Source organism: Afifella sp. H1R, assembly GCF_021462425.1.
Taxonomy (GTDB): domain Bacteria; phylum Pseudomonadota; class Alphaproteobacteria; order Rhizobiales; family Afifellaceae; genus Afifella; species Afifella aestuarii.
Window position 1 is genome coordinate 188078 of the sequence record NZ_JAKEDY010000003.1, and the last position, 24675, is coordinate 212752.

Sequence of the window (24675 nt, forward strand, 5' to 3'; positions counted from 1 at the left end):
GGTTCGCCGGATCAACGGACGGCCCTTCTGAGGAGGTGGATATGGCCGAAATCCTGAACTTTCCGACGCTGAGCGAAAGCCAGGCGCGCAAGCCTGCACATAGCGGCCCGTGCCAGATTCTGATGTTTACCGGAGTGCGGGTGGAATACCGCGACGAGCCGGGCAGCGTGGCGCTTTCGCGTCGGGCGCGGGCGGCGACGAAGCCGAAGAAGCGCCGCGCAAGCTAAGACAATTGTGGCGGCGCCTGCGTTTCAGCCGGCCGGCTCAAGCGGGGCCGGCACGCATTCCGCCGCCTTGAGATGTTCGATCGCGACCTGGCGTTCGCGCGGGGTCGGCGCATAGAAACGCACGAGCGCGATGAGATCGGGCTGTGCCGCTTCCACGACGATGGTCTCATCGAGGGCTGCGGACGTGCTTTCCTTCAACTGAGCATTCTGAATCGGATCGACGATCAACATGTCGAGCCGTCCGTCGATCGCCGTGCGGTCGTTGACGGAAAAGAGGACAGTGCCGCGCCGCTGGTAGAGCGCCAGCGACCAGAAGCTGTTCGGCCCCGAAAAGGACAGAGACGCCGGCGCATCTTTCAGCGAGATGCGGCAGGCGCCGTGCACGAAAAGCGGATCGAGCCCTGCGATCGCCGGTCCCTTGCCGTCGGGCGGCAGGAGCGTGAAGCCGGCTTCCGTCGTGACGGCGGCAAGCTTCGACCAGCCGTCGCTCGAGGCGAGCCGCGGCACCAGGAAGATCACCACGATATGGATCGAGGCGGCGAGCAGGAAAATCGCGAGCAGCCAGGCGAGAAGGCCGCCGAAGAAGCCGGCCGGGACGAGCCGCCGACGGCGGCCGATGCGCTCCTCGTAGATCATCGGCAGCCCTTCGGAGTGATCGCCGGAACGGTGAATTGCGTGAGCGCCGTCACCGTGCGGGCTGTGGTGTCGTAGAGGCGCGCGGCGAGCCGGATCTGGCCAGCACCTTCCGAGGAGAGCCAGTTGCCCGGCTGCGGATCGGGCGCCAGCGTGATGGTGAAGGTGCCGTCCGCCTTGCGCACGATCTCGTCGCTGCCGAGCGCCCGGCCACCGCGTTCCGCCGGCGGCAGATGTCCGCCCGCAGCGGTTTCCACGGCCATCGTCCAAAGCCGGGCCGCCGGCATCTGGCCGGAAATTTCGTAGCTGCATGCGCCGTTGAGATCGCCGCCCGTATCGTCGGAGCGGGCAAGGAGTTTCAGGCCTTCGCTCGGGCCGAGCGCGAGCTCGCCGGTGCGTGCAAGACGGGCGCGCGAATAAGGATCTTCGTCCTCCGTGCCGGCGCGCGGCCAGCCCTTCCAGGCACCGCTTTCGATCGTGTCGATCGGCGTGAGGTCGCGCAGGCTCAAGAAAGCGCTGCCGACGCCCAGGACGAAGGCGATGGCGACGCCGAGAATGATGACGAGGGCACGCAAGGCAGTGGGCCTAGCGGGTGGCCGTGCCGCCAGACGCGGCGGCGGAGGCCTCGCGCTTCAAGGCGGGAGCTGCGATCTCGGCGGTTTTGGCGCGCTCTTCCAGACGATCGAGAATGTCTTCCGTCGGCGGGGCGAGGCGGCCCGAACCCAGAAGCTCGCCGCCCTCCGGCAGGCCCTCCGCGACCGGCACCTCGTCTTCCGCCGGCGGTGGCAGCGGGATGCCCGGAAGCGGCCGATGCTCGATATTGGCTTCCGCGACGCGCATGTATTTCTGCCAGGTCATGGCGGGCAGCGTGCCGCCGGTGAGACGGTTGGTGCTCTTGAAATTGTCGTTGCCGAGCCAGACGGCGGTGGAGAAATCGCCGGTGTAGCCGACGAACCAGGCGTCGCGATAAGCCTGGGTGGTGCCGGTCTTGCCGGCGACAGAGACGCCCGGAATGAGGGCGCGGCGGCCGGTGCCGTGCTCGGCGACGCTGTGCATCATCTTGACCATGCCGAGGGCGACCTCTTCCGACAGAACGCGTTTGGGTGGTCCGTTGGCGCGGTTGAAATCATAAAGCACCTCGCCCTCGGGATTGAGGATGCGTGCGACGCCGTGCGGGCGGGCGCGAAAGCCGCCGGAAGCGAAGGCGGCATAACCCGTCGCCTGGTCGAGCACCGTCACCTCCGACGTACCGAGCGGCAGGGAGCGGGTGACGCGGATCGGCGTCTGGACGCCGAGACGTTCCGCCATTTCCGCGATCGGCTGGCGGCCGAAGGCGATCGAAAGGCGCACCGGGATGGTGTTGATGGAATGGGTGAGGCCCTGCATCAAGGTGATGCGGCCGCGGTAACGGCGCGAATAGTTCTGCGGCGACCAATTGCCGATGGAGACCGGCGCGTCGAGGATGACGCTGTCGGGCGTATATCCGCGTTCGAGCGCGGCGGCATAGGTGTAGGGCTTGAAGGAGGAGCCCGGCTGGCGCTGCGCATTGGTGGCGCGGTTGAAAGTGGAGGCGCCGTAATCGCGCCCGCCCACCATGGCGCGCACGGCGCCCGACAGATCCATGGAGACGAGCGCCGCCTGTTTGACGCCGTAGGCATCGCCCGATTCCCGCAGCGAGGATTCCACCGCGAGCTCGGCCGCGCGCTGCAGGCGCATGTCGATCGTCGTGCGCACGATGAGATTGCGCTGGCCCGGAGGGGCGAGGCGCTTCACCTCCTCAAACACCCAGTCGAGGAAATAATCGGGCGAGGGCGTCGCCTCGCGCGAGACCGGCGTCGCCGGATGGCGCCTCGCGCTGATCACCTGGCCCTCGGTCATGAAGCCGGCCTGGACCATATTGGTCAAAACCTCGTTGGCGCGTCCGCGCGCCGCCGGCAGGTTGATGTGGGGGGCATAGCGCGTCGGCGCCTTGAAGAGGCCGGCGAGCATCGCCGATTCTTCGAGCCGGAGATCGGTGACGGGCTTGCCGAAATAGAACTCCGCCGCCGCCCCGACGCCGAAGGCGCCGCCGCCCATATAGGCGCGGTCGAGATAGAGCTTCAGGATCTCGCGCTTGGTCAGATTGGCTTCCAGCCACAGGGCGAGGAAGGCTTCCTTGATCTTGCGGTCGAGCGTGCGCTCGTTGGACAGAAAGACGTTCTTGGCGAGCTGCTGGGTGATCGACGAGCCGCCCTGGACGACCCCGCCGGCACGGGCATTTTCCACAAGCGCGCGCAAGGTGCCGATGACATCGATGCCGAAATGCTCGAAGAAGCGCCGGTCCTCGGTCGCGAGCACGGCCTGGATGAGATGGTCGGGCAACTGGTCGAGGGAGAACTGCACCTCCTGCAGGACGCCGCGCTTGCCGATCTCGTTGCCGTAGCGGTCGAGCATGGTGACGGAATAATCGGACTGGGCGCGCCAGTCGCGCTTGACCGCATCGAAGGCGGGGATGGCGAGCGCCAGCATGACGATGAGGCCGGCGCAGCCGAGGGTGACGCTCTCTGACAGGAGCTCGAAGACGGGCCGCTTCCAGCCGGTGGCATGGAAACGGCGAAAGAACAGAATGGTGCGCTCCCAGGCCATGCCGGAGCTTTGGCCGAGCTCGAAGAAGAAGGTGTCGATCGCGGAATCGATCTCCAGCGCACGCAGCCAGTGCGGAAGCTTCTTCTTCGGTGTAAACGGATCGCGCATCGGGTGTTTTCACAAGAGGCTCGGCCGCGAGCCTTGTCAGGCACGGTTCTAGCACGATTTGGGTCTTTGATAAGTGGCGGCAGGGCCTTGCCGCCGATCGGCAAGGAAGCGGTGCGCGATGGTCACAGGAGCAGGGATGCTCGAAAAAGAGCCGTTCTGGCGCCAGAAGGCGCTCGAAGAACTCACTGACAAGGAGTGGGAGGCATTGTGCGACGGCTGCGGCCGCTGCTGCCTCAACAAGCTCCAGGATTACGACACGGGCGAGATCTCGTGGACGAATGTCGCCTGCCGTCTCTACGACGAAGACGCCTGCCGCTGCCGCGATTACGAGAACCGCATCGAGACCGTGCCCGACTGCCTGCCGCTGTCGCCCGAGGCGGTGCGCGAGATTTCCTGGCTGCCGCCCTCCTGCGCCTATCGCCTCGTCGCGGAAGGCCGCGATCTCTATTGGTGGCACCATCTCGTCTCCGGATCGCGCGAGACCGTGCACGAGGCGGGGATTTCGACGCGTGGGCGCACGGTGTCGGAGAGGGACGTGCCGATCGAAGACTGGGAAGATTTTCTTGTCGAATGGCCCGTCGAGGAACCGGCGCGGTAGACGCGGGAACGCGTCCTGCGCGCATTTTTCGGCAGTGAGGCGGCGTTCTTCGGGCTGAAGTTGAAAAGCGGCCGTCGCATGGTCTGCGATGCTTGACCGCGCGCTGCGGGCTTCCATCTCCTCCGGAATGTCAGACAATTTGATGCTTTCCGTTCTCGATCTGGCGCCCGTGCCGGAGGGGACGAGCGCAGCGGAAGCGTTGCGCGCCACCGCGACCTTCGCCGAGGCCGCCGACCGTTTCGGTTATCACCGCCTGTGGTACGCCGAGCACCACGGCATTCCCAACATCGCCTCCGCCTCGCCGGACGTCCTGATCGGCCATGCGGCGGAGCGCACGACGCGCATTCGCGTCGGCTCCGGCGGCGTGATGCTGCCCAACCACGTGCCCTTGCGGGTGGTCGAAACCTACCGGACGCTGGAGGCGCTCTATCCGGACCGCATCGATCTCGGCATCGGCCGGGCGGGCGGCAGCGACAGCCGCACGCTGTCGGCGCTGCGGGCGGTCGACGGCGGCCAGTTCGCCCAGCAGATGGCCGAATTGATCGCCTTCGAGACGGGCGGTTTTCCCGACGGGCATCCCTTCCAGGCGATCGAGGTGGTGCCGGGCGAGGTGGCGCTGCCGCCGATCTGGCTCCTCGGCTCGTCGGGCGCGAGTGCGGAATTTTCAGGCCTCAACGGTTTCGGTTACGCCTTCGCCGGGCATTTTTCGCCGGCGCCGGCAGCCCCGGCCTTTCAGGCCTACCGCCACGCCTTCAAGCCCTCGGACGATTTTCCGGAGCCGCGGACGCTTCTCTGCCTCGCCGCCATCTGCGCGCCGAGCGAGGAGGAGGCGGCCTATCTCGCCGGGTCGATGGAGCTCGCCTGGCTGCGCCTGCGCCAGGGCGGGCTGCGCAAGCTTTCAAGCCCGGAGGAAGCGGCCAATTACGCCTTCACGCCGCAGGATCGCGCCACCGTGGAGGCCTATCGGCGGATTGCCATCACCGGCACGCCGGACGAGGTGAGGCGGGAAATCGAGGCGCGCGCGGCCGCCTGCGACGCCGACGAGGTGATGGTGACGATGAATGTCTGGGATCCCGAAGCCCGGGTGCGAAGCCTCGATCTTCTGGCACGCGCTTTCGATCTGCCGCGGCCTTCACTCGCACCGGTTAAGACCGAATTCGCTTGAGGGATGCGTACGACAATTTTTTCGCGTAAAAGGAGAGAATGACAGCGAAGATGAAAACTGTCCAAACGGCGTTCACCAATTGAGAACCGGATTGATGAAAGCGTAGGCGCCGACATGATGCCCAGTCCGAGAAAACCTTTTTCCGCGATTCTGCAGAAGGCGTTGGATGACGTCCTGAGCTGTGCCGAATTCTGGGCCTGGGCGACGGATAAAGATCTGCGCGTCACGTATCTCTCGGCGAATTTCGAGCGGATCACCTCACTCCCGGCGGACGATTTCGTCGGATTGTCGCGCTACGACATGATTCCGGCCGGGATGACCGACGCGATGGCACGCCGGCATCGCCACGAGCTTGAAAAGCGTCTTCCCTTCGTCGGCCTGCGCTATGAATTCAACGATATCCGCGGCACGCGCTGCTTCGAGACGAGCGGCACCCCCACCTTCGACCGGCGCGGCCGCTTTCGCGGCTATCAGGGCATTGCCCGCGACGTCACCGAAGAGGTGCGCGACCAGGAGCGGCTGGAGGAGCTCGGCCGCGAGCAGCGCATCTTGAACGTTCTCTTCAACCATGTGGAACGCATGGCCAATATCGGGGCCTGGCGCTACGACCCCGAACAAGACGTGCTGACATGGTCGGAACAGCTCTATCGCCTCTATGGCATTCCCCTCGGCGCCAGGGTGACGCTGAAGGAGGGGCTCAGCGTCTTCGCGCCCGATGTCGCCAAAGTGCTGCAGGCGGCGATGGAGGAGGCGATGGGCGGCGAGCGCGCCTTCGATCTGACCTTGCCGTTTTTGTCGACGCGCGGCGAGGAGCGCTATGTCCGCGTGCTCGGCGAATGCGAAAGGCGCAACGGCAAACCCGTCAGCGTTTTCGGCACGATCCAGGACGTGACGAGCGAAAAGCGCCGCGAAGAGGAGAGGCAGCGTCTGGCGGTGAGCGATCCCCTGACCGGGCTCGGCAACCGCAACGCCTTCCGCATGGAGCTCGCCGAGGCCTTGAAGAAGCTCGGCGCGCGCAAGCGCGAGGCGGCGTTGTGCATCTTCGATCTCGACGCCTTCAAGGACATCAACGATTTCTTCGGGCACGACATCGGCGACAAGGTGTTGCGCGAAGTCGCCGACTGGCTGCGGAACACGGCGGAGCCCGGCGATCTGACGGCGCGCTCCGGCGGCGACGAATTTGCGCTTCTGACGAGCGCGGCCACGGCCGCCGAGGCGGAAGAGGCGCTCCGCCGGCGTTTGCAGCCGCTCGTGCGCCGCAGCGATTTCGGCCATTCCATCACCTACAGCTTGAGCGCCGGCATCGCGGTCTTTCCCGATGACGGGACGACGGCCGAGGACCTTCTGCGCCATGCGGACCTCGCACTCTACGAGGCGAAGCGCGGCCGCCGATCCACGATCGAGCGCTATGAGCCGCAATTGCTGCGCGAAGCGCAGAACCGCTTCCGCCTTCTCGCCGATTTCCGCGAAGGGCTCGCTTCCGGCGAGATCGAGGCGTTCTATCAGCCGCTCGTCGAGTTTTCGTCGAACCAATTGTCCGGTTTCGAGGCGCTGATGCGCTGGCGCCATCCGGAGAAAGGCATTGTGCCGGCCTGCGAATTGATGCCGGTCTTCAAAGACAAGGTGCTGTCCGTCGAGCTCGGCGAATACATGCTGAGGAAAATCGTCGGCGATCTGAAAGCGTGGCGCGACGCCGGCATCGATTTCGGCCGGATCGGCTACAACGTCACCGCCGCCGATCTTCAGCAGGAGGGGTTCGCCCCGAGATTGCTCGGCGCGCTCGCCGGAGCGGGGCTCTCATCCGGCGACATCGTTCTCGAAGTGACGGAGACGAGCGTCATCGACGAGGACAACCAGGCGATCCGCGCGCATCTCGAAGCGCTGCGGGCGGCGGGCGTCGGCGTGGCGCTCGACGATTTCGGCACCGGCTTTTCCTCCCTGACGCATTTGAAGAGCCTGCCGGTCGGCGTGCTCAAGATCGACCGCAGTTTTGTGAAGGATCTGACGTTTTCGCCCGGCGACCGCGCCATCGTGCGCGCGCTCATCGGGCTCGGCAGCGAGCTCGGCTATCACATCGTGGCGGAAGGCGTGGAGACGGCGGCCGAAGCCGCCTTCCTGCACCGCGCCGGCTGCCGCTATGGCCAGGGCTATTATTTCGGCCGACCGATGCCGGCCGACGACGTGCCGGAATTCATCGCCGAATGGGATGCTGCTGAAGAGGCGGTGAGGAGGGCGTGAGGGGGCGAGGCTGCGGAACGCCGAAATCTCTCTGACTGGCGCCTATGAGAATGCTTCTTCCCGGCTATAGGGAATGTCCATGCGAATATGCATGGCATGCTCAGAGACATCCAATAGTTTGGCCATCTGAGACGGGCCGTTCACGCCGCTTTTCTGCAGGCTTTCGATCAATTTGTTCGGCATGAGGACAGATGCGGCGAATTTGTTGGCCTGCGTTTCCTCGCGTGGGCCAATGCGCCGGTTCCTGTACTTACCCGTATCGGTGCTTCGGTAAGCGCAGTCATCCCCGACGCCGGTCCCGATCAGGTGACGGTGGAGCATGTAGTGTCCGAGTTCGTGCGCGAGCGTGAAACGCTGGCGCGTGCGCGGATGGTTCGCGTTGACGACGATCTCAAATCTCCCGCCGTCTCTCGGCTCCACCATCCCGGAAATGCTTTCCGGCAAAAACGCATAATGAACAGGAACGCCGAGAGCATATGCCAAACCTTCCACGTCCACCGGGTGGCGCTCGCGGAAACGATTGATGACCTCGTACTGCTCAGAAAGTCTCATCTCTCCCCGTTCTCGTCTTCTTGAGCGGCGGCGATAGCGTCTGGATCGTCAACCGCGTCTCTCGCCAGCTCCAGATACGCGTCCATTATGGCCGGCATCTCGGCCTGCAGATATGCGACCGCCTCGCGCTCGGCAACGTCGCGCGCAATCCGAGTTGCGACCTCTTCGGCGGTTTTGCGCGCAGTTCTCTTTACGTCAATATAGGCGACGATGCCGCTGAGGGCGAGGAGGATGCCGACAAGACCGAGAAGAACCGAAACAATTCCGAAGAGGCCAAAATCATTCGCCAGCCGGATAATCGAATCTCCCGTTTCTTCCGTCATGGTGCGGCTTCACTCGTCCTTTTGCGCCTTTGTGCTCTTTTCGGAGGTCTCTGCGGCGCCTTTCGGATTTTTATAAAACGGCTTCGATGTGACAAGGGGAAGTATTGCTGTTGTCGCTGCGTCTCAAAGTGCGTGAAAACTGATCCTCTCGGCTGTGTTTTGCGGCAAGCTGAATAAGCGTGGTCTGTCCTCTGCGAGGCCGCCGCGTTCTTCCGCCGCTTTGCCTCGTAGATTCAGGTGCGGGGCTCTTTTGAAACCTGATCTGGATAGGCCTTCGGCGAGGACTCGCTGCTTGACGGGGCACTTCCTCAGAGCTAGGAAAAAATTCCTTGACGGCCGTACGGTGCTTTGCTAGGGTTCAGGCACGGTCGGAGATGTGCGGCTGACGCACGGTTTGGGGCCGATCGTTTTCCGAGATTTTTGGGGTTTGCGCGGCGCTGCTGGGGCGGGGCCGGGGAGTGCGCTTGTTCTCGTCGGCTTGCCCGCTTGCCCGCTTGCTCGCTTGTCCGCTTGCCCGATCGCGCTTTGTCGCTCGCTCATGGCTGGCGGGCTGCGGGTCCGGGCGGCGGTGTGACGAGCCGATCGGGCGGCGGGCCGGGCTTTTCAATACGTTCAGATGCGGAGGGGTTTTGGCCGAGGAAGCTGACTGGGCCGCGATCCGGGCCGCCTATGAGGCGGGCGCGGAGCCGCTCTCCGCTATCCGCCGGCGCTTTCATGTGAGTGCCGGGGCGATCGCCGAGCGCCGCCGCCGCGAGGGCTGGACGCCGCGCTCCAGCGATCTTGGGGAGATCAGCCGTCGGAGGGCAGTCGAGAGGGCGAAGGCCGAGAGCGAAGGCTGGTCTGGAGAGGGATCGACGAAGATTGCGGCCGGCGGGCATGCCGATGCTGCCGTCTCCAGGGCGCCCGGGACTGTGGCGCAGGGGTCCCGTCGTAAGGCGGGGGCGCGGGCGCGTCCGAGAACGCCGGAGCGGCCGCCGGGGCGGGTCGAGCGGCTCCTACGGCTCGTCGATGCCGAGCTTGGCCGGCTCGAACAGCGGTTTTCCGGGGAGGGCGAGGTGGACGAAAAGGATGTGCGGCTTTTGTCGGAGGCGGCGCGCATGCTCGACCGGGCCGAGGCGCTGGCGCGCAAGGGCGGCGACAAGGCGCCGAGCGAGACGGACGATCAGGATTGGCTGCGCGCCGAGCTGTCGCGGCGGATTGTGTCGTTGAAGAAGCGGGCCGAGCGGCGGTGATGCCGCGCAGAGGCCCCTGAGCGTCGCGACAACACGAAAAGGTGGCCTGGCCGCCGGGGAGGCGGCGATGCGGCAGAAATGTCCGCCGGGCCTGCGCGCCGAATGGACGGCGCTCGTCGGCGCCGAGGATCTCGACGCGGCGATGTCGGAAAAAAGTACGGACGAGCTTGCGCGGCTTCTCGACTGGCGGCTTTGGGCCCGGCCCGACCAGCTGCCGCCCGAGGGCGACTGGACGGTCTGGCTCTATCTCGGCGGGCGCGGCGCCGGCAAGACGCGCGCCGGGGCGGAATGGGTCAAAGGGCTGGCGCTCGGTCAGCGCCCGTTTGCCCGCGAGCCGCTGGAGCGCATCGCGCTCGTCGGCGAGACGCTCGCCGATGTGCGCGACGTCATGGTGGAGGGGCCGTCGGGGCTTTTAGGCCTTCACCGGCCGAGCGAGCGGCCGAGCTTTTCGACGACGCGGCGCCGGCTCCTGTGGCCGAACGGGGCGCAGGCGCTGATGTTCTCCTCGCAGGATCCCGAAAGCCTGCGCGGGCCGCAGTTTCACGCCGCCTGGTGCGACGAGCTCGCCAAATGGACCTATGCCGAGGCGACCTTCGACATGCTGCAATTCGGGCTGCGGCTCGGGCTGAACCCGCGCCAGCTCGTGACGACGACGCCGCGCAACGTGCCGCTCGTCAAACGGCTTCTGGCGGCGCCGCGAACGGCCGTGACCAAGGCGACGACGGCGATGAACGCCGACAATCTGGCGCCGGGTTTTCTGGAGGCCGTCGTCGGCCGCTATCGCGGCACGAGGCTCGGGCGCCAGGAGCTCGATGCGGAATTGATTTCCGACCGGCCGGACGCGCTCTTCAAGCGGGCCGATATCGAGGCGGGGCGGGTCGAGGCGGCGCCGGAGCTGATCCGCGTGGTCGTCGCCGTCGATCCGCCGGCCTCGTCCGGGCGCGAGGCCGATGCCTGCGGGATCGTGGCGGCCGGGCGCGGGGCGGATGGGTTCGGCTATGTGCTCGCCGACAAGACGGCGCAGGGGCTCTCGCCCGCCGGCTGGGCGGGGCGGGCCGTCGATCTCTTTCACGCGCTCTCCGCCGACCGGCTGGTGGCGGAGGCGAACCAGGGCGGCGACATGGTGGCCGCCGTCATCCGCCAGGCCGATCCGGGCGTCCCCGTGCGCCTCGTTCATGCAAGCCGCGGCAAGGTGGTGCGCGCCGAGCCGGTCGCCGCCCTCTACGAGCAGGGGCGCATCCGCCATGTCGGCGCACTGCCGGAGCTCGAAGACGAAATGGCCGATTTCGGCCTCGGCGGGCTCTCCTCGGGCCACTCGCCGGACCGGGTCGACGCGCTCGTCTGGGCGCTGACCGACCTGATGCTCACGGGCGGTGGCGAGGCGCGGGTGCGGCGGATTTGAGGGGGCGCGGAGGTTTTCCTTCCTCCTTGCGTGGAGGGTTAGGCGCCGGAGGGAAAAACGAAGTCTCGCGCCTGACGGATCCTCGGCGACCCCCACCCGCCGCTCCTGGCGGAGCGTCGACCTCCCCACAAGGGGGAGGTGGGCGTGTGCGGCGCGGCCTTGCTGGGAAACGAGCGCCGGGGAGGGCGGAGCGGCGTTGGAGGCGCGAGAGTAGCGCGACCGGATTCGAGGGCGTGCCTGGGTTTGAGAGCGGGCACAGATTTCAGAGCGGACACGGGTTTGAGAGTGGGCACGGGTTTGAGAGTGGCACGGACGTCCCACTCCCCCTTGTGGGGAGGGGTTAGGGGTGGGGGTCCGCTAAGAAAAACAAAATCTGAGATCTGACGGGTCCGCGGCGACCCCCACCCGCCGCGCCTGACGGCGCGTCGACCTCCCCACAAGGGGGAGGTGGGAGCGTGTGGCGCGGCCATGCCGGGAAACGAGCTTCGAAGAGAGCGGAACGGAGCCAGAGTGGCGAAACTGGTCTGAAACAGAGTTGAGGTGAGGGCACGGACTTTTCCCCTCCCCCTTGTGGGGAGGGGTTAGGGGTGGGGGTCGACCAAGGAAACTGACGTCCACCAAGAAAACCGGCATTGCCGTGACCGGATAGACTTCGGGTTGGTCAACGAAACCGCCGTCGCAGTGATTGGATCGACGTCAGCGACCCCCACCCGACGCTCCTGGCGGAGCGTCGACCTCCCCACAAGGGGGAGGTGGGGAGTGCGCGGCGCGGCCGTGTTGTCAGGCCGCTTCCGCCATTTTCTGGCGCGCTTCCACCACAGAGGCGAAGTTGGTTTCGGCCCAGTCGATGAGGGTCAGAAGCGGGCCGGCGAGGCTTTTGCCGAGGGGGGTGAGCGAATAGGTGACCTGCGGCGGGACGGTCGGCTGGACGTCGCGGTCGATGAAGCCGTCGGATTGCAGCCGGCGCAACGTCTGGGTCAGCATGCGCTTGGAGATGTCCGGCACGGCGCGGGCGAGCGCGCTGAAGCGTTTCGGGCCGCCGGCGAGCGCCGCCAGGATGAGGATCGACCAGCGGTCGCCGATATGGTCGAGGAGGTTGCGCACCGGGCAGCGCGTCGCGTCGAAATCGAATTGCATCCAGCTTTCGAATTTTTCACCGAGCGCGCGGTGCGGCTCCAGCTCTTGCGCCATCTCGACCTCCATAAGGGGCTTGTCGGTAACCTGGTGACGGGAAAGTGCCGTCTTCTCTGATCGATATACGGTCTCTAAATGAGACTATGTCAAGACAAGAGACCGGAGAATTCCGATGAGCACCAATCCACGTTATGCCGTCACCGGCGCGAGCGGCCAGCTCGGCCGCCTCGTCATTGCCGACCTCGTTCGCCGCGTCGGCGCCGAGGCGATTGTCGCGATCGTGCGCGATCCTGCGAAGTCCGCAGGGCTTTTCCCTCAGGGCGTCACGATCCGTGAGGGCGATTATGAGCGCCCGGAGACGCTTAATGCCGCCTTTGCCGGTGTGGAGCGGCTGTTGCTGATTTCCTCGAACGCTGTCGGACGCCGCGCGGGCCAGCACCGCAATGTCGTGGAGGCGGCGAAGCGCGCCGGCGTTCAGCGCATCGCCTATACGAGCCTGCTGCATGCCGATCGTTCGTCGCTCGGACTGGCCGAGGAGCACCGCGACACCGAAGCGGCGCTGGCCGCAAGCGGCCTCGCCGTCACGCTGCTGCGCAACGGCTGGTACACGGAGAATTACGCCGCCTCGATCCCGCCGGCGCTGGAGCACGGCGCCCTGATGGGGAGTGCCGATGGCGGCCGGATTTCAAGTGCTGCCCGCGCCGATTATGCGGAAGCGGCGGCGGCCGCGCTGGTCGATGACACCGAGCCGCGCCAAGTTCACGAACTCGCCGGCGACGAGGCCTATACGCTGACGGAGTTTGCTGCCGAAATATCGCGCCAGTCGGGCCAGACGGTCGCCTATGCCGACATGCCTGAGGCGGAGTATCGCGAAGCGCTCAAGAGCGCGGGCCTGCCGGACGCGATTGCCGCGATGCTCGCCGATTCCGATGCCGGCGCCGCGCGGGGCGATCTTTTCGACGATGGCCATGAATTGTCCCGGCTGATCGGCCGGCCGACGACGCCTTTCGCGGCAACGATCGAGGCGGCTCTGAAGGGCTGATCCGGCGGGATCTCCCTGTTTGGGCCATCCCGCAAGCTTATCCCTCACCCGGCCGGTTTCACCGGTCCCCCTCTCCCCGGCGGGGAGAGGACGGGTGCGGGGTTAAGCGTCGGGAGCGGCCGCGCGTCTCGAAATGCCGCCTGAACAAGGGAGACACGCATGCGCTGGTGGAGACAAGCGCCGGAGGCGAAAGCCTCGCGCACGGGACCGCTGATCGCCTTTGCACGCACCGGCGCGCCGGTGTGGACGCCGCGCCATTACGCGGCGCTCGCCCGGCGTGGCTATATGGAAAATGCCATCGTCTACCGCGCCGTGCGGCTGATTTCCGAGGCGGCGGCCTCCGTGCCGCTGCTTCTTTATGAGGGCGCGCGGGAGCTCGCCGAGCATCCGCTTCTGGCGCTTCTCGCCCGGCCCAATCCGCGCGAGGCCGGGGCGGAGCTGTTCGAGGCGGCCTATGGCCATCTCCTGACCGCCGGCAATGCCTATCTGGAGGCGGTGGCGGGCTCAGACGGTGAGATCCGTGAAATCTATGCGCTGCGGCCGGACCGGATGAAAGTGATTGCGGGACCGGACGGTTGGGCGGAAGCGTATGAATATACGGTCGCCGGGCGCAGCCTGCGCTTTCAGATGCCGGAGGAGGGGCTGTCGCCGATCCTGCATCTGACGCTCTTTCATCCGCTCAACGATTATTACGGCTTTGCCCCGCTCGAAGCCGCACAGAAGGCGCTCGACCTCCACAACGAGGCGTCGGCCTGGAACAAGGCGCTTCTGGAGAATGCGGCACGACCTTCCGGTGCGCTCGTCTATCAGGGGCCGGAGGGGGCGAACCTGTCGGAAGACCAGTTCGCCCGCCTGAAAGGCGAGCTCACAGAGAATTTCGAGGGCGCCGCCAATGCCGGACGGCCGCTTCTCCTGGAGGGCGGGCTTTCCTGGCAGGCGATGAGCCTGTCGCCGAGGGACATGGATTTTCTGGAAGCGAAGAACGCCGCGGCGCGCGAGATCGCGCTCGCCTTCGGCGTGCCGCCGATGCTTTTGGGGATTCCGGGCGACAACACCTATTCCAACTTCCAGGAGGCGAACCGGGCGCTGTGGCGCCAGACGGTCTTGCCACTGATCGGGCGGATGACGGGTGCGCTGTCGAATTGGCTGGCGCCGTCTTTCGGCGAGCGCCTGCGCCTTTCTTATGATGCCGATCAGATCGATGCGCTCGCCGCCGACCGGGCGGAACGCTGGAAGCGGCTGTCGGAGGCGAGTTTTTTGACCGACGACGAAAAGCGCGAGGCGCTGGGTTACGGGCCGCTCGAGGCGTGACGGTTTTCAGGCCTTCATCAGGGCGAGGCCGCAGGCGATGCAGGCGGCCGAGATCCATCGCCAGCGGCTGACGGGTTCGCGCAGGACGAAGGCGGCGATGAGTGCGGCAAAGAGGATGCTCGATTCCCGCAAGGCTGCGACGAGCGCGATCGGCGCCTGCGTGAACGCCCAGACCGCGATCCAATAAGAGCCGAGCGACATCGCCCCGGCGGCGACGCCGCTTGTCCAGGCGGGCCGGAGGCCGACGAAGGCGGCGCGGCCATGCCGGAGGGCGATGAAGGCCGTGAGGAGGGCGGTATCGCCGATGACCATCCACAGGACGAAGCCGGACGCTGTGCCGGCGACACGCGCGCCGAGGCCGTCGAGGAGCGTGTAGCTGGCAGTGAAGCCGGCCGTGCCGAGGGCGAAGAAGAGGGCATGCCCGTCCATGCGGCCGGAGGTCGAGCCCTTCGCCGCCATCAGGAGAATGCCGGCCGAGATGGCGCCGATGGCGACGAGAGCGGACGGCGCAAAGGAGGCTCCGAGGAATGCGACCGAGATGACCGTGACGAAGATCGGCGCGGCGCCGCGGGCGAGCGGATAGGCCTGGCTGAGATCGGCGCGCGCATAGGCTTCGATGAGAAAGAGCTTGTAGCCGGCATGAAGGGCGGCCGCAGCCGCGATCATCGGGAAGGCGGCCGCCGCCGGCCGGTCGACGAAGGGCAGCGCGACAGCGGCGATCGCCGCCTGCGCGATGGCGAGGAGCAGGATCGTGGAGACGCGGTCGAGCCCGACCTTCACCACGGAATTCCATCCGGCATGGAGAAGGGCGGCGAGGATGACCGCGGCGAAGACGTGATTGTCCATGCAGGCTTTCCAGGAGAGGGGTCTGCGGCCGCAGGCAGCGCGGCGTGATGTGTCGTTTCCTCTTCTGGATGATTGCGCTTTCTTAGAAAAACGATGATTTTTGGCGCTTGGTGTGAGGAAAACGCACATGAAGCGCGGTGCTCTTCCGCTCAATGCCCTGCGCGCCTTCGAGGCGACGATGCGGCATGGCCAGATGCGGCTTGCCGCCGACGAGCTCGGCGTGACGCATGGCGCCGTCAGCCGCCAGGTGCGGCTTTTGGAGGAGATCCTTGAGGTTCCGCTGTTCGAGGGGCCGCGCAACAAGCTGGTGCCGACGCAGACGGCGCTGGAGCTCGAACCGGCCCTGACCGAGGCCTTCGACGGCATCGAGGTGGCGGTCGCCCGCGCCATGCAGAGCGAGAGCCGGTTTCTCGACGTCTCCTGCACGGGCACGCTCGCCATGCGCTGGCTGATCCCGCGGCTCGTCGATTTCCAGGCGGCGCATCCGAAGATCGAGGTGCGGCTGACCGGCGAATACGGGCCGGTGGATTTCTCCCGCCATCGTTTCGACGTGGCGATCCGCGTCGGCCGCGCGCCCTGGGGCGACGCGGAGGTGACGGAGCTGTTTGCCGAGGCGGCCGGACCGGTGGTGAGCCCGAAATGTGCCGCGAGCGTCGATCTCGACGCGCCGGAGATGCTTCATGCGCTGCCGGTGCTCCATACGAAGACGCGGCCGGCGGCCTGGGCCGATTGGTGCCGTGAGATGGATCTGGCGCCGCCGGCGGGCGGGCGCGTCTTCGAGCATTTCTACTTCCTGCTCGAAGCCGCGACGGCCGGGCTCGGCGTGGCGATCGCGCCCGAAGTGCTGGTGCGCGACGATGTTGCGGCGGGACGGCTTCTGGCGCCTTTCGGCTTTGCCCCGACGGGACAGACCTATGTCGCACTGAGGCCGCGCCGGCCGAACCGCGATGCGCAGCTTTTCATCGCCTGGCTGGAAAACGCGGCGGTCGCGCCCGGCCCGGCAGGCTGATCCGGGCGCCGGCCGGTTCTCCGGCTGGGCGAACATGACAGGAAGCGAAGGGGTGACGATGCCTGAGCTCACCAAGACCTTCGCCGAACGGGGCGATCTGGCGCATCTGGCGCTGTTTCTGTGGGCGTCGGGCGCCTCCGGACTGCTCGTCTGGAGCCTGCGCGAGCTCGCCGCCTCCAACCGGCGTTTCAACGATTTCGTCAAGGAGATCGCACAGCTGAACCGGCTGTTCCGCGACCATTCCTGAACTTTCGAGGCCACGATGAAGAGACTTTGGAACGCGCTGTTGCCGGCGCGAACGGACCATCGCGCCGTCTTTTCGGAATTCGCCGTCAGGCTTCTGGGGGCGATCGCCGAGCAGAGAGTCGCGCGCCACGGAAACGGCGCTGCCGGCGAGACCGGCAGGCCGCGCTTCCGGGTGGTGCGATGAGGGCGCGCACCCGGCACGGGCCGGACATCCTCCCCGCCACCGCCGCTTTGCGGGAAAGCCTGCAGGAGATCGGCGCCGATGGGCGCTTCTCCGGCTATGCGAGCCTTTTCAGCCGGCGCGATCTGGCCGGCGATATCGTCATGCCGGGCGCCTTCGCGAGTTCTTTGAAGGCGCGCGGGGCGGCCGGCATCCGCATGCTCTTCCAGCACGATCCGGCCGAGCCGATCGGCGTCTGGGAAGAGATCGCCGAGGATCGGCGGGGGCTTTTCGTGCGCGGACGGCTGACGCTCGACGTGGCGCGGGCGCGCGAGGTGCATGCGCTGTTGAAGGCGGGCGGGCTCGACGGGCTGTCGATCGGCTACCGCACGCTGCGCGGTCGCAAGGACCGGCGGGCCGGCATCCGGCGCCTCTACGAGATCGACCTCTGGGAGGTCTCGATCGTCACCTTTCCGATGCTGACGGAGGCACGCATCGCCTCCGTCAAGACAAGCGAGGCGGGGCTTTCCGCAAGGTTTTTGGACGCCGCGCGGCGCCTGACACCCGCCCGGCCGAAAGCTGCTGGGCCGAAAGCTGTCAGGCCGCGGCGTGCGGCACCGGCCTTTTCCTGAAGACGCGAAACCAAGAGGACGAAATGACGATGTCTGCCCGAACGGCCGAGCTGCGCCCGGCGCTGGAAAACAAGATGCAGGGCGATGGCCTTGCCGAGACCAAGGCGGGGCTGACGCCTGAAGTGGGCGCCGCCTTCGACGAATTCATGAACGCCTTCGAGGCCTTCAAGGAGGCCAATGACGAGCGGCTCGGCGAGATCGAGCGGCGCCTTGCCCCCGATGTCGTCACCGAGGAGAAGGTGGCGCGCCTCAACGACGTGCTCGACCGGCAGGAACGGGCGATCGAACGCCTGACGCTCGAGGGGCGGCGGCCGCGGCTTTCCGGCGGCACCGGGGCGGAGCCGCGTCTGGAACGCGCCGGCGCCGATCTCTCCGGCCATGGCGCCGCCTTCTCGCGGTATCTGCGGGCGGGCGAGACCGCGGCTCTTTCACGGCTCGAGCGAAAGGCGATGGCGATCGGCACGTCCGATGGCGCGGATGGCGGCTATCTGGTGCCGGACGAGACGGAAGCGGAGATCGGCCGCAGGCTTGTCGAGGTGTCGCCGATCCGCGCCATTGCGAGCACGATCACCGTTTCGGGCAGCCTCTACAAAAAGCCGTTCGCGGTGAGCGGGCCGGCGACCGGCTGGGTCGGCGAGACGGATGCGCGGCCCGAAACCGACACGCCGGTTCTCGACGCGCTCGAATATCCGGTGATGGAGCTTTATGCGATGCCGGCGGCGACGGGCGCGCTTCTCGACGATGCGATCGTCGATCTCTCCGCCTGGCTGGCCGGCGAGGTCGACCAGGCTTTTGCCGAACAGGAGAGTGCGGCCTTCGTCAAAGGCGACGGCAACAAGAAGCCGACGGGATTTCTCGCCGTGCCGAATGTTGCCGAAAGCGCCTGGGAATGGGGCAAGCTCGGCACGCTTTCGACCGGCGTTTCCGGTGGCTTTCCGGCCGACATGCCGAGCGATCTTCTGATCGACCTCGTCTATGCGCTGAAGGCCGGCTACCGCCAGAACGCCCATTTCGTCATGAACCGGCGCACCGAGGCGGCGATCCGCAAACTGAAGGACGCCGACGGCAATTATGTCTGGGCGCCGCCGGCGGGGCTCGGCAGCCGCGCCACGATCATGAATTTCCCGGTCGTGGACGCCGAAGACATGCCCGACATCGCCGCAGGCTCCCTGTCGATCGCTTTCGGTGATTTTTCGCGCGGCTATCTGATCGTCGACCGCCAGGGCATCCGCATCCTGCGCGATCCCTATTCGGCCAAGCCCTACGTGCTTTTTTACACCACGAAACGGGTCGGCGGCGGCGTTCTTAATTTTGAAGCGATCAAATTTGTCAAGTTCAGCGCAAGCTAGGCGTGCGAAGAAGGGTCGTCACCGACCTGAGGATGCTGTCCTCACGAGACCCGGGGTCCCGCTCCTGCACCCCCATCCTCCGACGGGGCCCCGGCCTGCGGCCTGCCTTCGGGCAGGCCGCTCCTTTTTTCCAAGGTGACATATGCAACGCATTCTTCTGGAAGGCCCGGAGGTGGAGCCCGTGTCGCTCGCCGAGGCGAAGGCGCATCTGCGCGTCGAGCACGAGGCCGAAGACGAGCTCATCTCTGCTTACCTCGTCGCCGCACGCGTGGCGCTCGAAGGCGATCTCCGAAAAGTCCTGATCGCGCAGGCATGGCGCCTCGTCGTGACGGACCGGCCGCAAGCCGGGCGTCTGCGCCTGCCGATCCGCCCGCTTTTGTCGGTGGATGCCGCGCGGCTCATGACGGCTTCAGGCGAAAGGCTCCTCGAAGAGGATGAGATTTCGCTTGGGGGCGCGGCGGACGAGCTCCGGCTCGACACGCGGCTTTGGGGAATGATCCGCCTCGAAATCGACGTCACCGCGGGGTTCGGCGAGACCGCAGCCGAGGTGCCGGCGCCCTTGCGCCAGGCGATCCTGTTGCGTGCCGCCCATTGGTACGAGCATCGCGGCGCGGCCCTCGAGGCCGATGGGCCCGGCGCGCTGCCGGCGGGCTACGAGCGGCTGATTGCGCCGTTTCGCGAGCTGGTGCCGGCATGAGCGCGGCGCGCCGACGGTCGAGGCAGTCCGGAATGCAAGCTGTGACGCGACCTTTGACGAGGCCGGGCCGGCTTTCCCAGCGCATGGTCTGGGAACGGCCGGTGACCGCGCCCGACGGGCTCGGCGGCGAGAGCCTCGATTATCTGCCGATCGGGCATGTCTGGGCCGATCTCCGTCCCGGGACGGCGCGCGATGTGGCGCTCGGCGAAGGCCGGGTCGGCGAGGTGACGCACGAGATTTTCGTGCGGCGCGAGGTGGGGCTTCTGGCGGGCGACCGGCTGCGGCTCGGCGCGCGGCTGTTTCTCTGCGTCATCTGCCACGACCCCGACGCGAGCGGCCGCTTCACCCGCGCCGAAGCCGTGGAGGAAGTCTGATGGGCGCCGAAGAGGCCCTGCAGCGGGCGATTTATGAACGGCTTGCGGGCGATGCGGCGCTTGTCGCCCTGATCGGCGCCGACAAGGTCTTCGATCATGTGCCGCGGAATATGAGCGCGCCTTACGTGCATCTCGGCGAGATGGAGGTGACGCCTGTGGCCGCCGGCAGCGGTGCGGAGACGAAGCTCGTCGAGATCGTCTTCTCGCTCGTCGCCTTTTCGCGCGGCCGCGGCCGCCGCGAGACGCTCGGGCTGGCCGCGGCTTTGCGCGATCTGCTGCATGACGCCGAGTTCGCGCTCGCCGGCTTCACGCTCGTCGGCTGCCGCTTCGTCCAGATGAAGACGAGCGGCGCCGGCGAGGTCAGCGGCCGGCGCGCGGTGCTGAAATTTCGCGCCGTGATGGAGGAGGCGTGAGCCTCACTCGGCCTCCCAGGTGAGGCCGGTGAGGTGTTGGCTGAGGGTCCACAGGCGTTTGGCGGCGTCGGGATCGACGGCGTAGGCGCGCACGCCGGTCGTCAGACGCGTCGAGGGGTCTGAGGCGTTTTCGGCGGTTTCCGGCGCGATCGGTGCGATGTCGCAATCATCGCAATAGACGCCGCCCATGCCGTCGAGATCCGGGCTGACGGCGCACCAGACGGAGGTGGCCGCCCCCTGCGGGATCGTCTTCAGCGAGCGGGCCGGATCGATGACCGGTTCGCCGTTGTCGTCGATGGCGCCCATATCGCGCAGCCTCGACGGATCGAGATGGCGGCCGAGATCGGTCGCGACGATGCCGCCCGGATGCAGCGAGAAGGCGCGCACGCCATGGCTTTCGCCCCGCCCGTCGAGCTCCAGCGCAAAGAGGATGTTGGCCGTCTTCGACTGGCCGTAGCCGAGCCAGGGGTCGTAGTCGCGCCGCTCGAAATTGACGTCGTCGAACACGACGGGCGAGAAGCGGTGGCCGCGCGAGGAAAGCTCCACGACGCGTGCGCCGCCCGCTGCGCCGGCCGCCTTCAGGGCCGGCCAGAGCCGCGCCGTCAGCTGGAAATGCCCGAGATGGTTGGTGGAGAACTGGGATTCGTAGCCGCGCGCATCGCGCGCCAAGGGCGGCGCCATGACGCCGGCATTGTTGACGAGAATGTCGAGGGCCCGGCCGGAGGCGAGAAAGGTCTCGGCGAAGGCATCGATGGAGGCGGGGTCCATGAGGTCCATCGGCGCCGAGGAGACGCGCGCAAGACCGGCGAGGGCGCGCTCGGCCTTTGCCTGATCGCGCACCGGGACGACGATCTCGGCACCGGCGCCGGCAAGCACGCGCACCGTCTCGAGGCCGATGCCGGCATAGCCGCCGGTGACAATGGCTGTCTTGCCGGAGAGGCCGATGCCGGAAACGACCTCTTCGGCGGTGGAGGCGGCACCGAAACGGGAGCCGATCGGGGCCTGGGAACTGGGCATGGGGCGAGAACTCCGTTTGGGACGAGACCGGGAGATAGGGTCTCGTCCGGGCGGCGGCTTGCCTGATCCTGTCAATTGCTTGTCCGCTTGAGCGAAGCTTCTTCGCCGGCCTCCCCCGGGCGGCGCTCCGAAACGTCTGCCTGAAATCAGCGGGAGAACCCATCATGAGTGCCCAGAAAGGCAAGGACCTGCTCCTGAAACTGGAGCGGGAGGGACAATTCGTGACTGTCGCCGGGCTTCGCGCCAGGCGGATTTCGTTCAATCAGGCGAGCGTCGACATCACCAATACCGATTCCGCCGGGCGCTGGCGCGAGCTTCTGGAGGGCGCGGGCGTGAAGCGGGCGGGGCTTTCGGGCTCCGGCGTGTTTCGCGACCAGGCGAGCGACGCGACGATCCGCGAGATCTTCTTTGCCGGCACGATCGTCGCCTGGCAGGTGGTGATCCCGGATTTCGGCACGGTAACGGGGCCGTTTCAGGTGACGGGGCTTGAATATTCCGGCGAGCATGACGGCGAGGTCGCCTACGATCTGGCGCTGGAATCGGCCGGCGAACTCGCCTTTGCGGCGTTGTGAGCGGAGGCGGAGATGGCGAATTTCCATCGCGGCGAGATCGATGCGGTGCTCGGCGGCGAGACGCGCAGGCTCTGTTTGACGCTTGGCGCGCTCGCCGAGCTCGAAGCCGCCTTCAAGGCCGACGATCTGGTGGCGCTTGCGGCACGCTTCGAGACGGGCCGGCTGTCGGCCCGCGATCTCATCCGCATCCTGGGTGCGGGTCTGAGAGGCGCGGGCGAGGCGATCTCCGACGACGAGGTGGCGGTGTTGCGGTCGGACGGGGGCGCGGCCGGCTTTGCCAGGATCGCGGCGGAGCTTTTGCGGGCGACTTTTGGGGCGCCGCAGGAGGGTGGGGACGGCTCACGCGGGCAGGGCGACCCCCCAAAAAACCCTCTTTAGCCGCAGACGGCAGGACAGGCGGCGCAAAAGCCTTTCCCTGGCAGGAGGCGATCGCCTTCGGCCTTGCCGTTCTGCGGCTTTCTCCACGCGATTTCTGGGCGATGACGCCGCGCGAATTTTCGGCCTGCCGCACGGCTTTGTGCGGCAGAGGCGCGACCCCGCTCACAGCGGGCGAGCTCGCGCAGCTGATGGCGCGCTTTCCCGATCGGTAGGACATGATGGCAGACGATTTCGATTTCGGCTCGGACGAGTTGTCCGGGAGTGCTGAGGCACTGTCGGCGACGCTCGGCGACCTTCAGCATCTGGCGGACGGGTTCGGGCGCTCCATGACGAGCGCCTTCCGTCAGGCGGCGGTGGAGGGACGACGCTTCGACAGCGTCCTGAAGAGCCTGGCGCTCGGCCTGTCGCGCCGCGCGCTCAATGCCGCGCTCGCGCCGATCGCCGGCGGTTTGTCCGGCGCTCTAACGTCGGCGTTTGGCTCGTTTCTTGGTGGTTTCGCCAAAGGCGGCGTGTTTGCGGGCGGCAAGGTCACGCCCTTTGCTTCCGGCGGGGTCGTTGCCGCGCCGAGCTATTTTCAGACGGGCAGCGGCATCGGCCTGATGGGGGAGGCGGGGGCGGAGGCGATCCTGCCCTTGCGGCGCGGCGCTGACGGCAGGCTCGGTGTTGCGGCCGCGGGCGCCGGGGGGTCGCCGGTCCACGTCACCTTCAACGTGACGACGCAAGATGCGGCGAGCTTCCGCCGGTCTGAAGCCGAAATGACGGCGATGCTGGCGCGTGCCGTGTCGCGCGGCCGGCGGGGGCTGTGAGCCGCCATGTCCGCAGGGTTTCACGAGGTTTCGTTTCCGCTGGCGCTCGCCTTCGGTTCGTCCGGCGGACCGGAGCGGCGCACCGAGGTGGTGACGCTCGCCTCCGGGCGTGAGGAGCGAAATCAGCGCTGGGCCGATTCCAGACGCCGCTACAATGTCGGCTCAGGCGTGCGCTCGCGCGCCGATATGGAACGGCTGATCGCTTTTTTCGAAGAACGGCGCGGCCGGCTCTATGGATTTCGCTTCCGCGACCGCAGCGATTTTTCCTCCGCGCCGGTGCCGGCCGAGCCCGGCCCCTTCGATCAGCGGATCGGCACGGGCGATGGCGAGACGACAGAATTTCTCCTCGTCAAACGCTACGGCGACGGGCTCGCCCCGTGGTTGCGTGTAATCGAAAAGCCGGTGGCCGGCACGATCCGTGTTGGCGTCGGCGGGGTGGAGAAGGGGGCGGGAGCATTCTCGCTCGACGTCGCCACCGGGCGCATCGCCTTTTCCTCCGGCCATGTGCCGGTGGCAGGAGCGGCTGTCACCGCCGGCTTCCTCTTCGACGTGCCGGTGCGCTTCGACACCGACCGCCTCGACATCGATCTTGCCGCCTTCGAGGCGGGCGAGGCGCCCTCCGTTCCGATCGTGGAGATCAGGCCGTGAAGGATTTTTCTGCTGCGCTGACGGCGCATCTCGAGGCAGGCGTTACGAGCCTGTGCACCTGCTGGACGCTGATCCGCGCCGACGGGGTGAGGCTCGGTTTCACCGATCACGACCGGAGACTCGGCTTTGGCGGGGTGACCTATGAGCCGCAGAACGGGCTGACGGCTTCCGGCGGCGTCGCCCATGCGGGGCTCGAAGTCGGCGGCCTCGATGTCGCCGGGGCGCTGAGTTCCGAACGGCTGTCGGAGGAGGATCTCCTTGCCGGGCTCTATGACAATGCCCGAGTCGAGATGTGGCTCGTCAATTGGGCGGCGCCCGCGATGCGCCATCTGATGCGGATCGCCTCGATCGGCGAGGTGACGCGCGAGGACCATGCCTTCAAGGCGGAGCTGCGCGGGCTCGCGCACGCGCTCGACCAGGAGAGCGGCCGGCTCTTTGCGCATCTCTGCGACGCCGATCTCGGCGATGGCCGCTGTCGCGTCGATCTTGCGGCCCTGCGCGTCGAGGCGGTCGTGACGGCGACGGATGGGGCGGGCTGGATCGAGACCGGCGAGCTTGGCGCAGAGGGTGGCGCAGGAGAGGGGGTGGCGGATGGCAGCCTGGCGCGGGGGCTTCTGACGTTTCTCTCCGGCGCCAACGAGGGCCGCGCCATCGAAGTGGCACGCCACGCTGTCGAGGGAACGGCACACCGCCTGACGCTGTGGCAGAAGATGGAGCGGGCAATCGCCGTCGGCGACCGGTTTAAGGTGACGCCCGGCTGCGACAAGCGGCTTGCGACCTGCCGCGAACGCTTCGCCAACACGCTCAATTTCCGCGGCTTTCCGCATATGCCGGGCAACGATTTCGTCTGGTCGGTGGCAAGCGGCGGCGAGGTCAGCACCACGACGCCCTTCATCGGGCGCCCGGGCCCAAACGAATGAAGACCGAACGGGTCAGGG

29 protein-coding genes and 1 pseudogene are annotated in these 24675 nt (G+C 67.0%); 22 read left to right on the plus strand and 8 right to left on the minus strand.

Annotated elements, in window-relative coordinates; genetic code table 11:
* The first annotated feature begins 41 nt into the window (after positions 1-41).
* Entirely contained in the window at positions 42-227 is a 186-nt protein-coding gene (locus tag L0F51_RS17905) for a hypothetical protein (RefSeq protein WP_128292580.1), read from the plus strand.
* A gap of 24 nt (positions 228-251) precedes the next feature.
* Here L0F51_RS17905 and L0F51_RS17910 read toward each other — a convergent pair whose 3' ends face one another.
* The 3 genes from L0F51_RS17910 to L0F51_RS17920 are packed head-to-tail and all read right to left on the minus strand — an operon-like array spanning position 252 to position 3593.
* Positions 252-863, minus strand: a complete 612-nt coding sequence (locus tag L0F51_RS17910; protein WP_234630544.1) for a hypothetical protein — start codon at positions 861-863, stop codon at positions 252-254.
* A complete protein-coding gene (locus L0F51_RS17915; protein WP_234630545.1) occupies positions 860-1435 on the minus strand; it encodes a DUF1214 domain-containing protein in 576 nt (191 codons plus the stop codon). Before L0F51_RS17915 ends, L0F51_RS17910 begins: the two co-directional genes overlap by 4 nt.
* A gap of 10 nt (positions 1436-1445) precedes the next feature.
* Positions 1446-3593, minus strand: a complete 2148-nt coding sequence (locus L0F51_RS17920; RefSeq protein ID WP_234630546.1) for a transglycosylase domain-containing protein — start codon at positions 3591-3593, stop codon at positions 1446-1448.
* 136 nt (positions 3594-3729) lie between these two features.
* Here L0F51_RS17920 and L0F51_RS17925 point away from each other — a divergent pair, with 136 nt between their 5' ends.
* The 3 genes from L0F51_RS17925 (at position 3730) to L0F51_RS17935 (ending at position 7594) form a co-directional block, all read left to right on the plus strand.
* Complete coding sequence (locus tag L0F51_RS17925; RefSeq protein WP_234630547.1) at positions 3730-4191, plus strand: YcgN family cysteine cluster protein; 462 nt, start codon at positions 3730-3732, stop codon at positions 4189-4191.
* 142 nt (positions 4192-4333) lie between these two features.
* Complete coding sequence (locus L0F51_RS17930) at positions 4334-5356, plus strand: LLM class flavin-dependent oxidoreductase (protein WP_234630548.1); 1023 nt, start codon at positions 4334-4336, stop codon at positions 5354-5356.
* A 162-nt stretch (positions 5357-5518) separates the two neighbouring features.
* Positions 5519-7594: a bifunctional diguanylate cyclase/phosphodiesterase gene (locus tag L0F51_RS17935; protein ID WP_234630549.1), complete on the plus strand. Its 2076-nt coding sequence runs from the start codon at positions 5519-5521 to the stop codon at positions 7592-7594.
* Between the two features lie 42 nt (positions 7595-7636).
* Here L0F51_RS17935 and L0F51_RS17940 read toward each other — a convergent pair whose 3' ends face one another.
* Positions 7637-8146, minus strand: a complete 510-nt coding sequence (locus L0F51_RS17940; protein WP_234630550.1) for an ImmA/IrrE family metallo-endopeptidase — start codon at positions 8144-8146, stop codon at positions 7637-7639.
* Positions 8143-8469: a hypothetical protein gene (locus L0F51_RS17945; protein ID WP_234630551.1), complete on the minus strand. Its 327-nt coding sequence runs from the start codon at positions 8467-8469 to the stop codon at positions 8143-8145. Before L0F51_RS17945 ends, L0F51_RS17940 begins: the two co-directional genes overlap by 4 nt.
* 629 nt (positions 8470-9098) lie before the next feature.
* On the opposite strand from L0F51_RS17945, the gene L0F51_RS17950 reads away from it, so the two are divergent.
* Both L0F51_RS17950 and L0F51_RS17955 read left to right on the plus strand, forming a co-directional pair.
* A complete protein-coding gene (locus L0F51_RS17950) occupies positions 9099-9701 on the plus strand; it encodes a hypothetical protein (RefSeq protein ID WP_234630552.1) in 603 nt (200 codons plus the stop codon).
* Between the two features lie 142 nt (positions 9702-9843).
* On the plus strand, positions 9844-11103 hold the full coding sequence (locus L0F51_RS17955; RefSeq protein ID WP_234630811.1) for a DNA-packaging protein: 1260 nt from the start codon (positions 9844-9846) through the stop codon (positions 11101-11103).
* Between the two features lie 780 nt (positions 11104-11883).
* Here L0F51_RS17955 and L0F51_RS17960 read toward each other — a convergent pair.
* Positions 11884-12294 (minus strand): winged helix-turn-helix transcriptional regulator, encoded by a 411-nt coding sequence (locus tag L0F51_RS17960; protein WP_370642447.1) that lies wholly within the window; start codon positions 12292-12294, stop codon positions 11884-11886.
* A 115-nt stretch (positions 12295-12409) separates the two neighbouring features.
* Here L0F51_RS17960 and L0F51_RS17965 point away from each other — a divergent pair, with 115 nt between their 5' ends.
* Both L0F51_RS17965 and L0F51_RS17970 read left to right on the plus strand, forming a co-directional pair.
* Positions 12410-13279 carry an SDR family oxidoreductase gene (locus L0F51_RS17965; RefSeq protein WP_234630553.1) on the plus strand — a complete coding sequence of 290 codons (870 nt, stop codon included), beginning with the start codon at positions 12410-12412 and terminating at the stop codon, positions 13277-13279.
* Positions 13280-13438: 159 nt separating this feature from the next.
* Positions 13439-14590: a phage portal protein gene (locus tag L0F51_RS17970; RefSeq protein WP_234630554.1), complete on the plus strand. Its 1152-nt coding sequence runs from the start codon at positions 13439-13441 to the stop codon at positions 14588-14590.
* Between the two features lie 6 nt (positions 14591-14596).
* On the opposite strand, the gene L0F51_RS17975 is transcribed toward L0F51_RS17970, so the two are convergent.
* On the minus strand, positions 14597-15436 hold the full coding sequence (locus tag L0F51_RS17975) for a DMT family transporter (RefSeq protein WP_234630555.1): 840 nt from the start codon (positions 15434-15436) through the stop codon (positions 14597-14599).
* 127 nt (positions 15437-15563) lie between these two features.
* Between L0F51_RS17975 and L0F51_RS17980 the strand changes: the two genes are divergently transcribed.
* The 8 genes from L0F51_RS17980 (at position 15564) to L0F51_RS18015 (ending at position 20316) form a co-directional block, all read left to right on the plus strand.
* Positions 15564-16445, plus strand: a complete 882-nt coding sequence (locus L0F51_RS17980; protein WP_234630556.1) for a LysR family transcriptional regulator — start codon at positions 15564-15566, stop codon at positions 16443-16445.
* Positions 16446-16503: 58 nt separating this feature from the next.
* Positions 16504-16692: a hypothetical protein gene (locus L0F51_RS17985; RefSeq protein WP_092810102.1), complete on the plus strand. Its 189-nt coding sequence runs from the start codon at positions 16504-16506 to the stop codon at positions 16690-16692.
* A gap of 15 nt (positions 16693-16707) precedes the next feature.
* Positions 16708-16875, plus strand: a complete 168-nt coding sequence (locus tag L0F51_RS17990) for a hypothetical protein (RefSeq protein ID WP_234630557.1) — start codon at positions 16708-16710, stop codon at positions 16873-16875.
* The gene (locus L0F51_RS17995) at positions 16872-17483 is read left to right on the plus strand and encodes an HK97 family phage prohead protease (protein WP_234630558.1); all 612 of its coding nucleotides are present in this window, start codon (positions 16872-16874) and stop codon (positions 17481-17483) included. Before L0F51_RS17990 ends, L0F51_RS17995 begins: the two co-directional genes overlap by 4 nt.
* A gap of 74 nt (positions 17484-17557) precedes the next feature.
* Positions 17558-18832 (plus strand): phage major capsid protein, encoded by a 1275-nt coding sequence (locus L0F51_RS18000; RefSeq protein ID WP_234630813.1) that lies wholly within the window; start codon positions 17558-17560, stop codon positions 18830-18832.
* 142 nt (positions 18833-18974) lie between these two features.
* Positions 18975-19529 (plus strand): head-tail connector protein, encoded by a 555-nt coding sequence (locus L0F51_RS18005; protein ID WP_234630559.1) that lies wholly within the window; start codon positions 18975-18977, stop codon positions 19527-19529.
* A 32-nt stretch (positions 19530-19561) separates the two neighbouring features.
* Entirely contained in the window at positions 19562-19903 is a 342-nt protein-coding gene (locus L0F51_RS18010; protein ID WP_234630560.1) for a head-tail adaptor protein, read from the plus strand.
* Complete coding sequence (locus L0F51_RS18015; RefSeq protein ID WP_234630561.1) at positions 19903-20316, plus strand: DUF3168 domain-containing protein; 414 nt, start codon at positions 19903-19905, stop codon at positions 20314-20316. The genes L0F51_RS18010 and L0F51_RS18015 overlap by 1 nt, the downstream gene beginning before the upstream one ends.
* Before the next feature lie 3 nt (positions 20317-20319).
* Here the strand turns inward: L0F51_RS18015 and L0F51_RS18020 are convergent, their stop codons facing one another.
* Positions 20320-21333, minus strand: coding sequence for an oxidoreductase (locus tag L0F51_RS18020; RefSeq protein WP_234630562.1), 1014 nt, complete (start codon positions 21331-21333; stop codon positions 20320-20322).
* 164 nt (positions 21334-21497) lie between these two features.
* On the opposite strand from L0F51_RS18020, the gene L0F51_RS18025 reads away from it, so the two are divergent.
* From L0F51_RS18025 to L0F51_RS18050, 6 genes and pseudogenes are all read left to right on the plus strand, one after another.
* Positions 21498-21905 carry a phage major tail protein, TP901-1 family gene (locus tag L0F51_RS18025; RefSeq protein ID WP_234630563.1) on the plus strand — a complete coding sequence of 136 codons (408 nt, stop codon included), beginning with the start codon at positions 21498-21500 and terminating at the stop codon, positions 21903-21905.
* A gap of 12 nt (positions 21906-21917) precedes the next feature.
* On the plus strand, positions 21918-22283 hold the full coding sequence (locus L0F51_RS18030) for a gene transfer agent family protein (protein ID WP_234630564.1): 366 nt from the start codon (positions 21918-21920) through the stop codon (positions 22281-22283).
* A 44-nt stretch (positions 22284-22327) separates the two neighbouring features.
* Positions 22328-22495 (plus strand): annotated as a pseudogene (locus tag L0F51_RS18035) (phage tail assembly chaperone); the annotation flags it as partial.
* A gap of 6 nt (positions 22496-22501) precedes the next feature.
* Positions 22502-23089, plus strand: a complete 588-nt coding sequence (locus tag L0F51_RS18040) for a phage tail tape measure protein (protein WP_234630815.1) — start codon at positions 22502-22504, stop codon at positions 23087-23089.
* A 6-nt stretch (positions 23090-23095) separates the two neighbouring features.
* Positions 23096-23737 (plus strand): DUF2460 domain-containing protein, encoded by a 642-nt coding sequence (locus tag L0F51_RS18045; RefSeq protein WP_234630565.1) that lies wholly within the window; start codon positions 23096-23098, stop codon positions 23735-23737.
* Positions 23734-24657, plus strand: coding sequence for a DUF2163 domain-containing protein (locus L0F51_RS18050; RefSeq protein WP_234630566.1), 924 nt, complete (start codon positions 23734-23736; stop codon positions 24655-24657). The genes L0F51_RS18045 and L0F51_RS18050 overlap by 4 nt, the downstream gene beginning before the upstream one ends.
* The last annotated feature ends 18 nt before the right edge of the window (positions 24658-24675 follow it).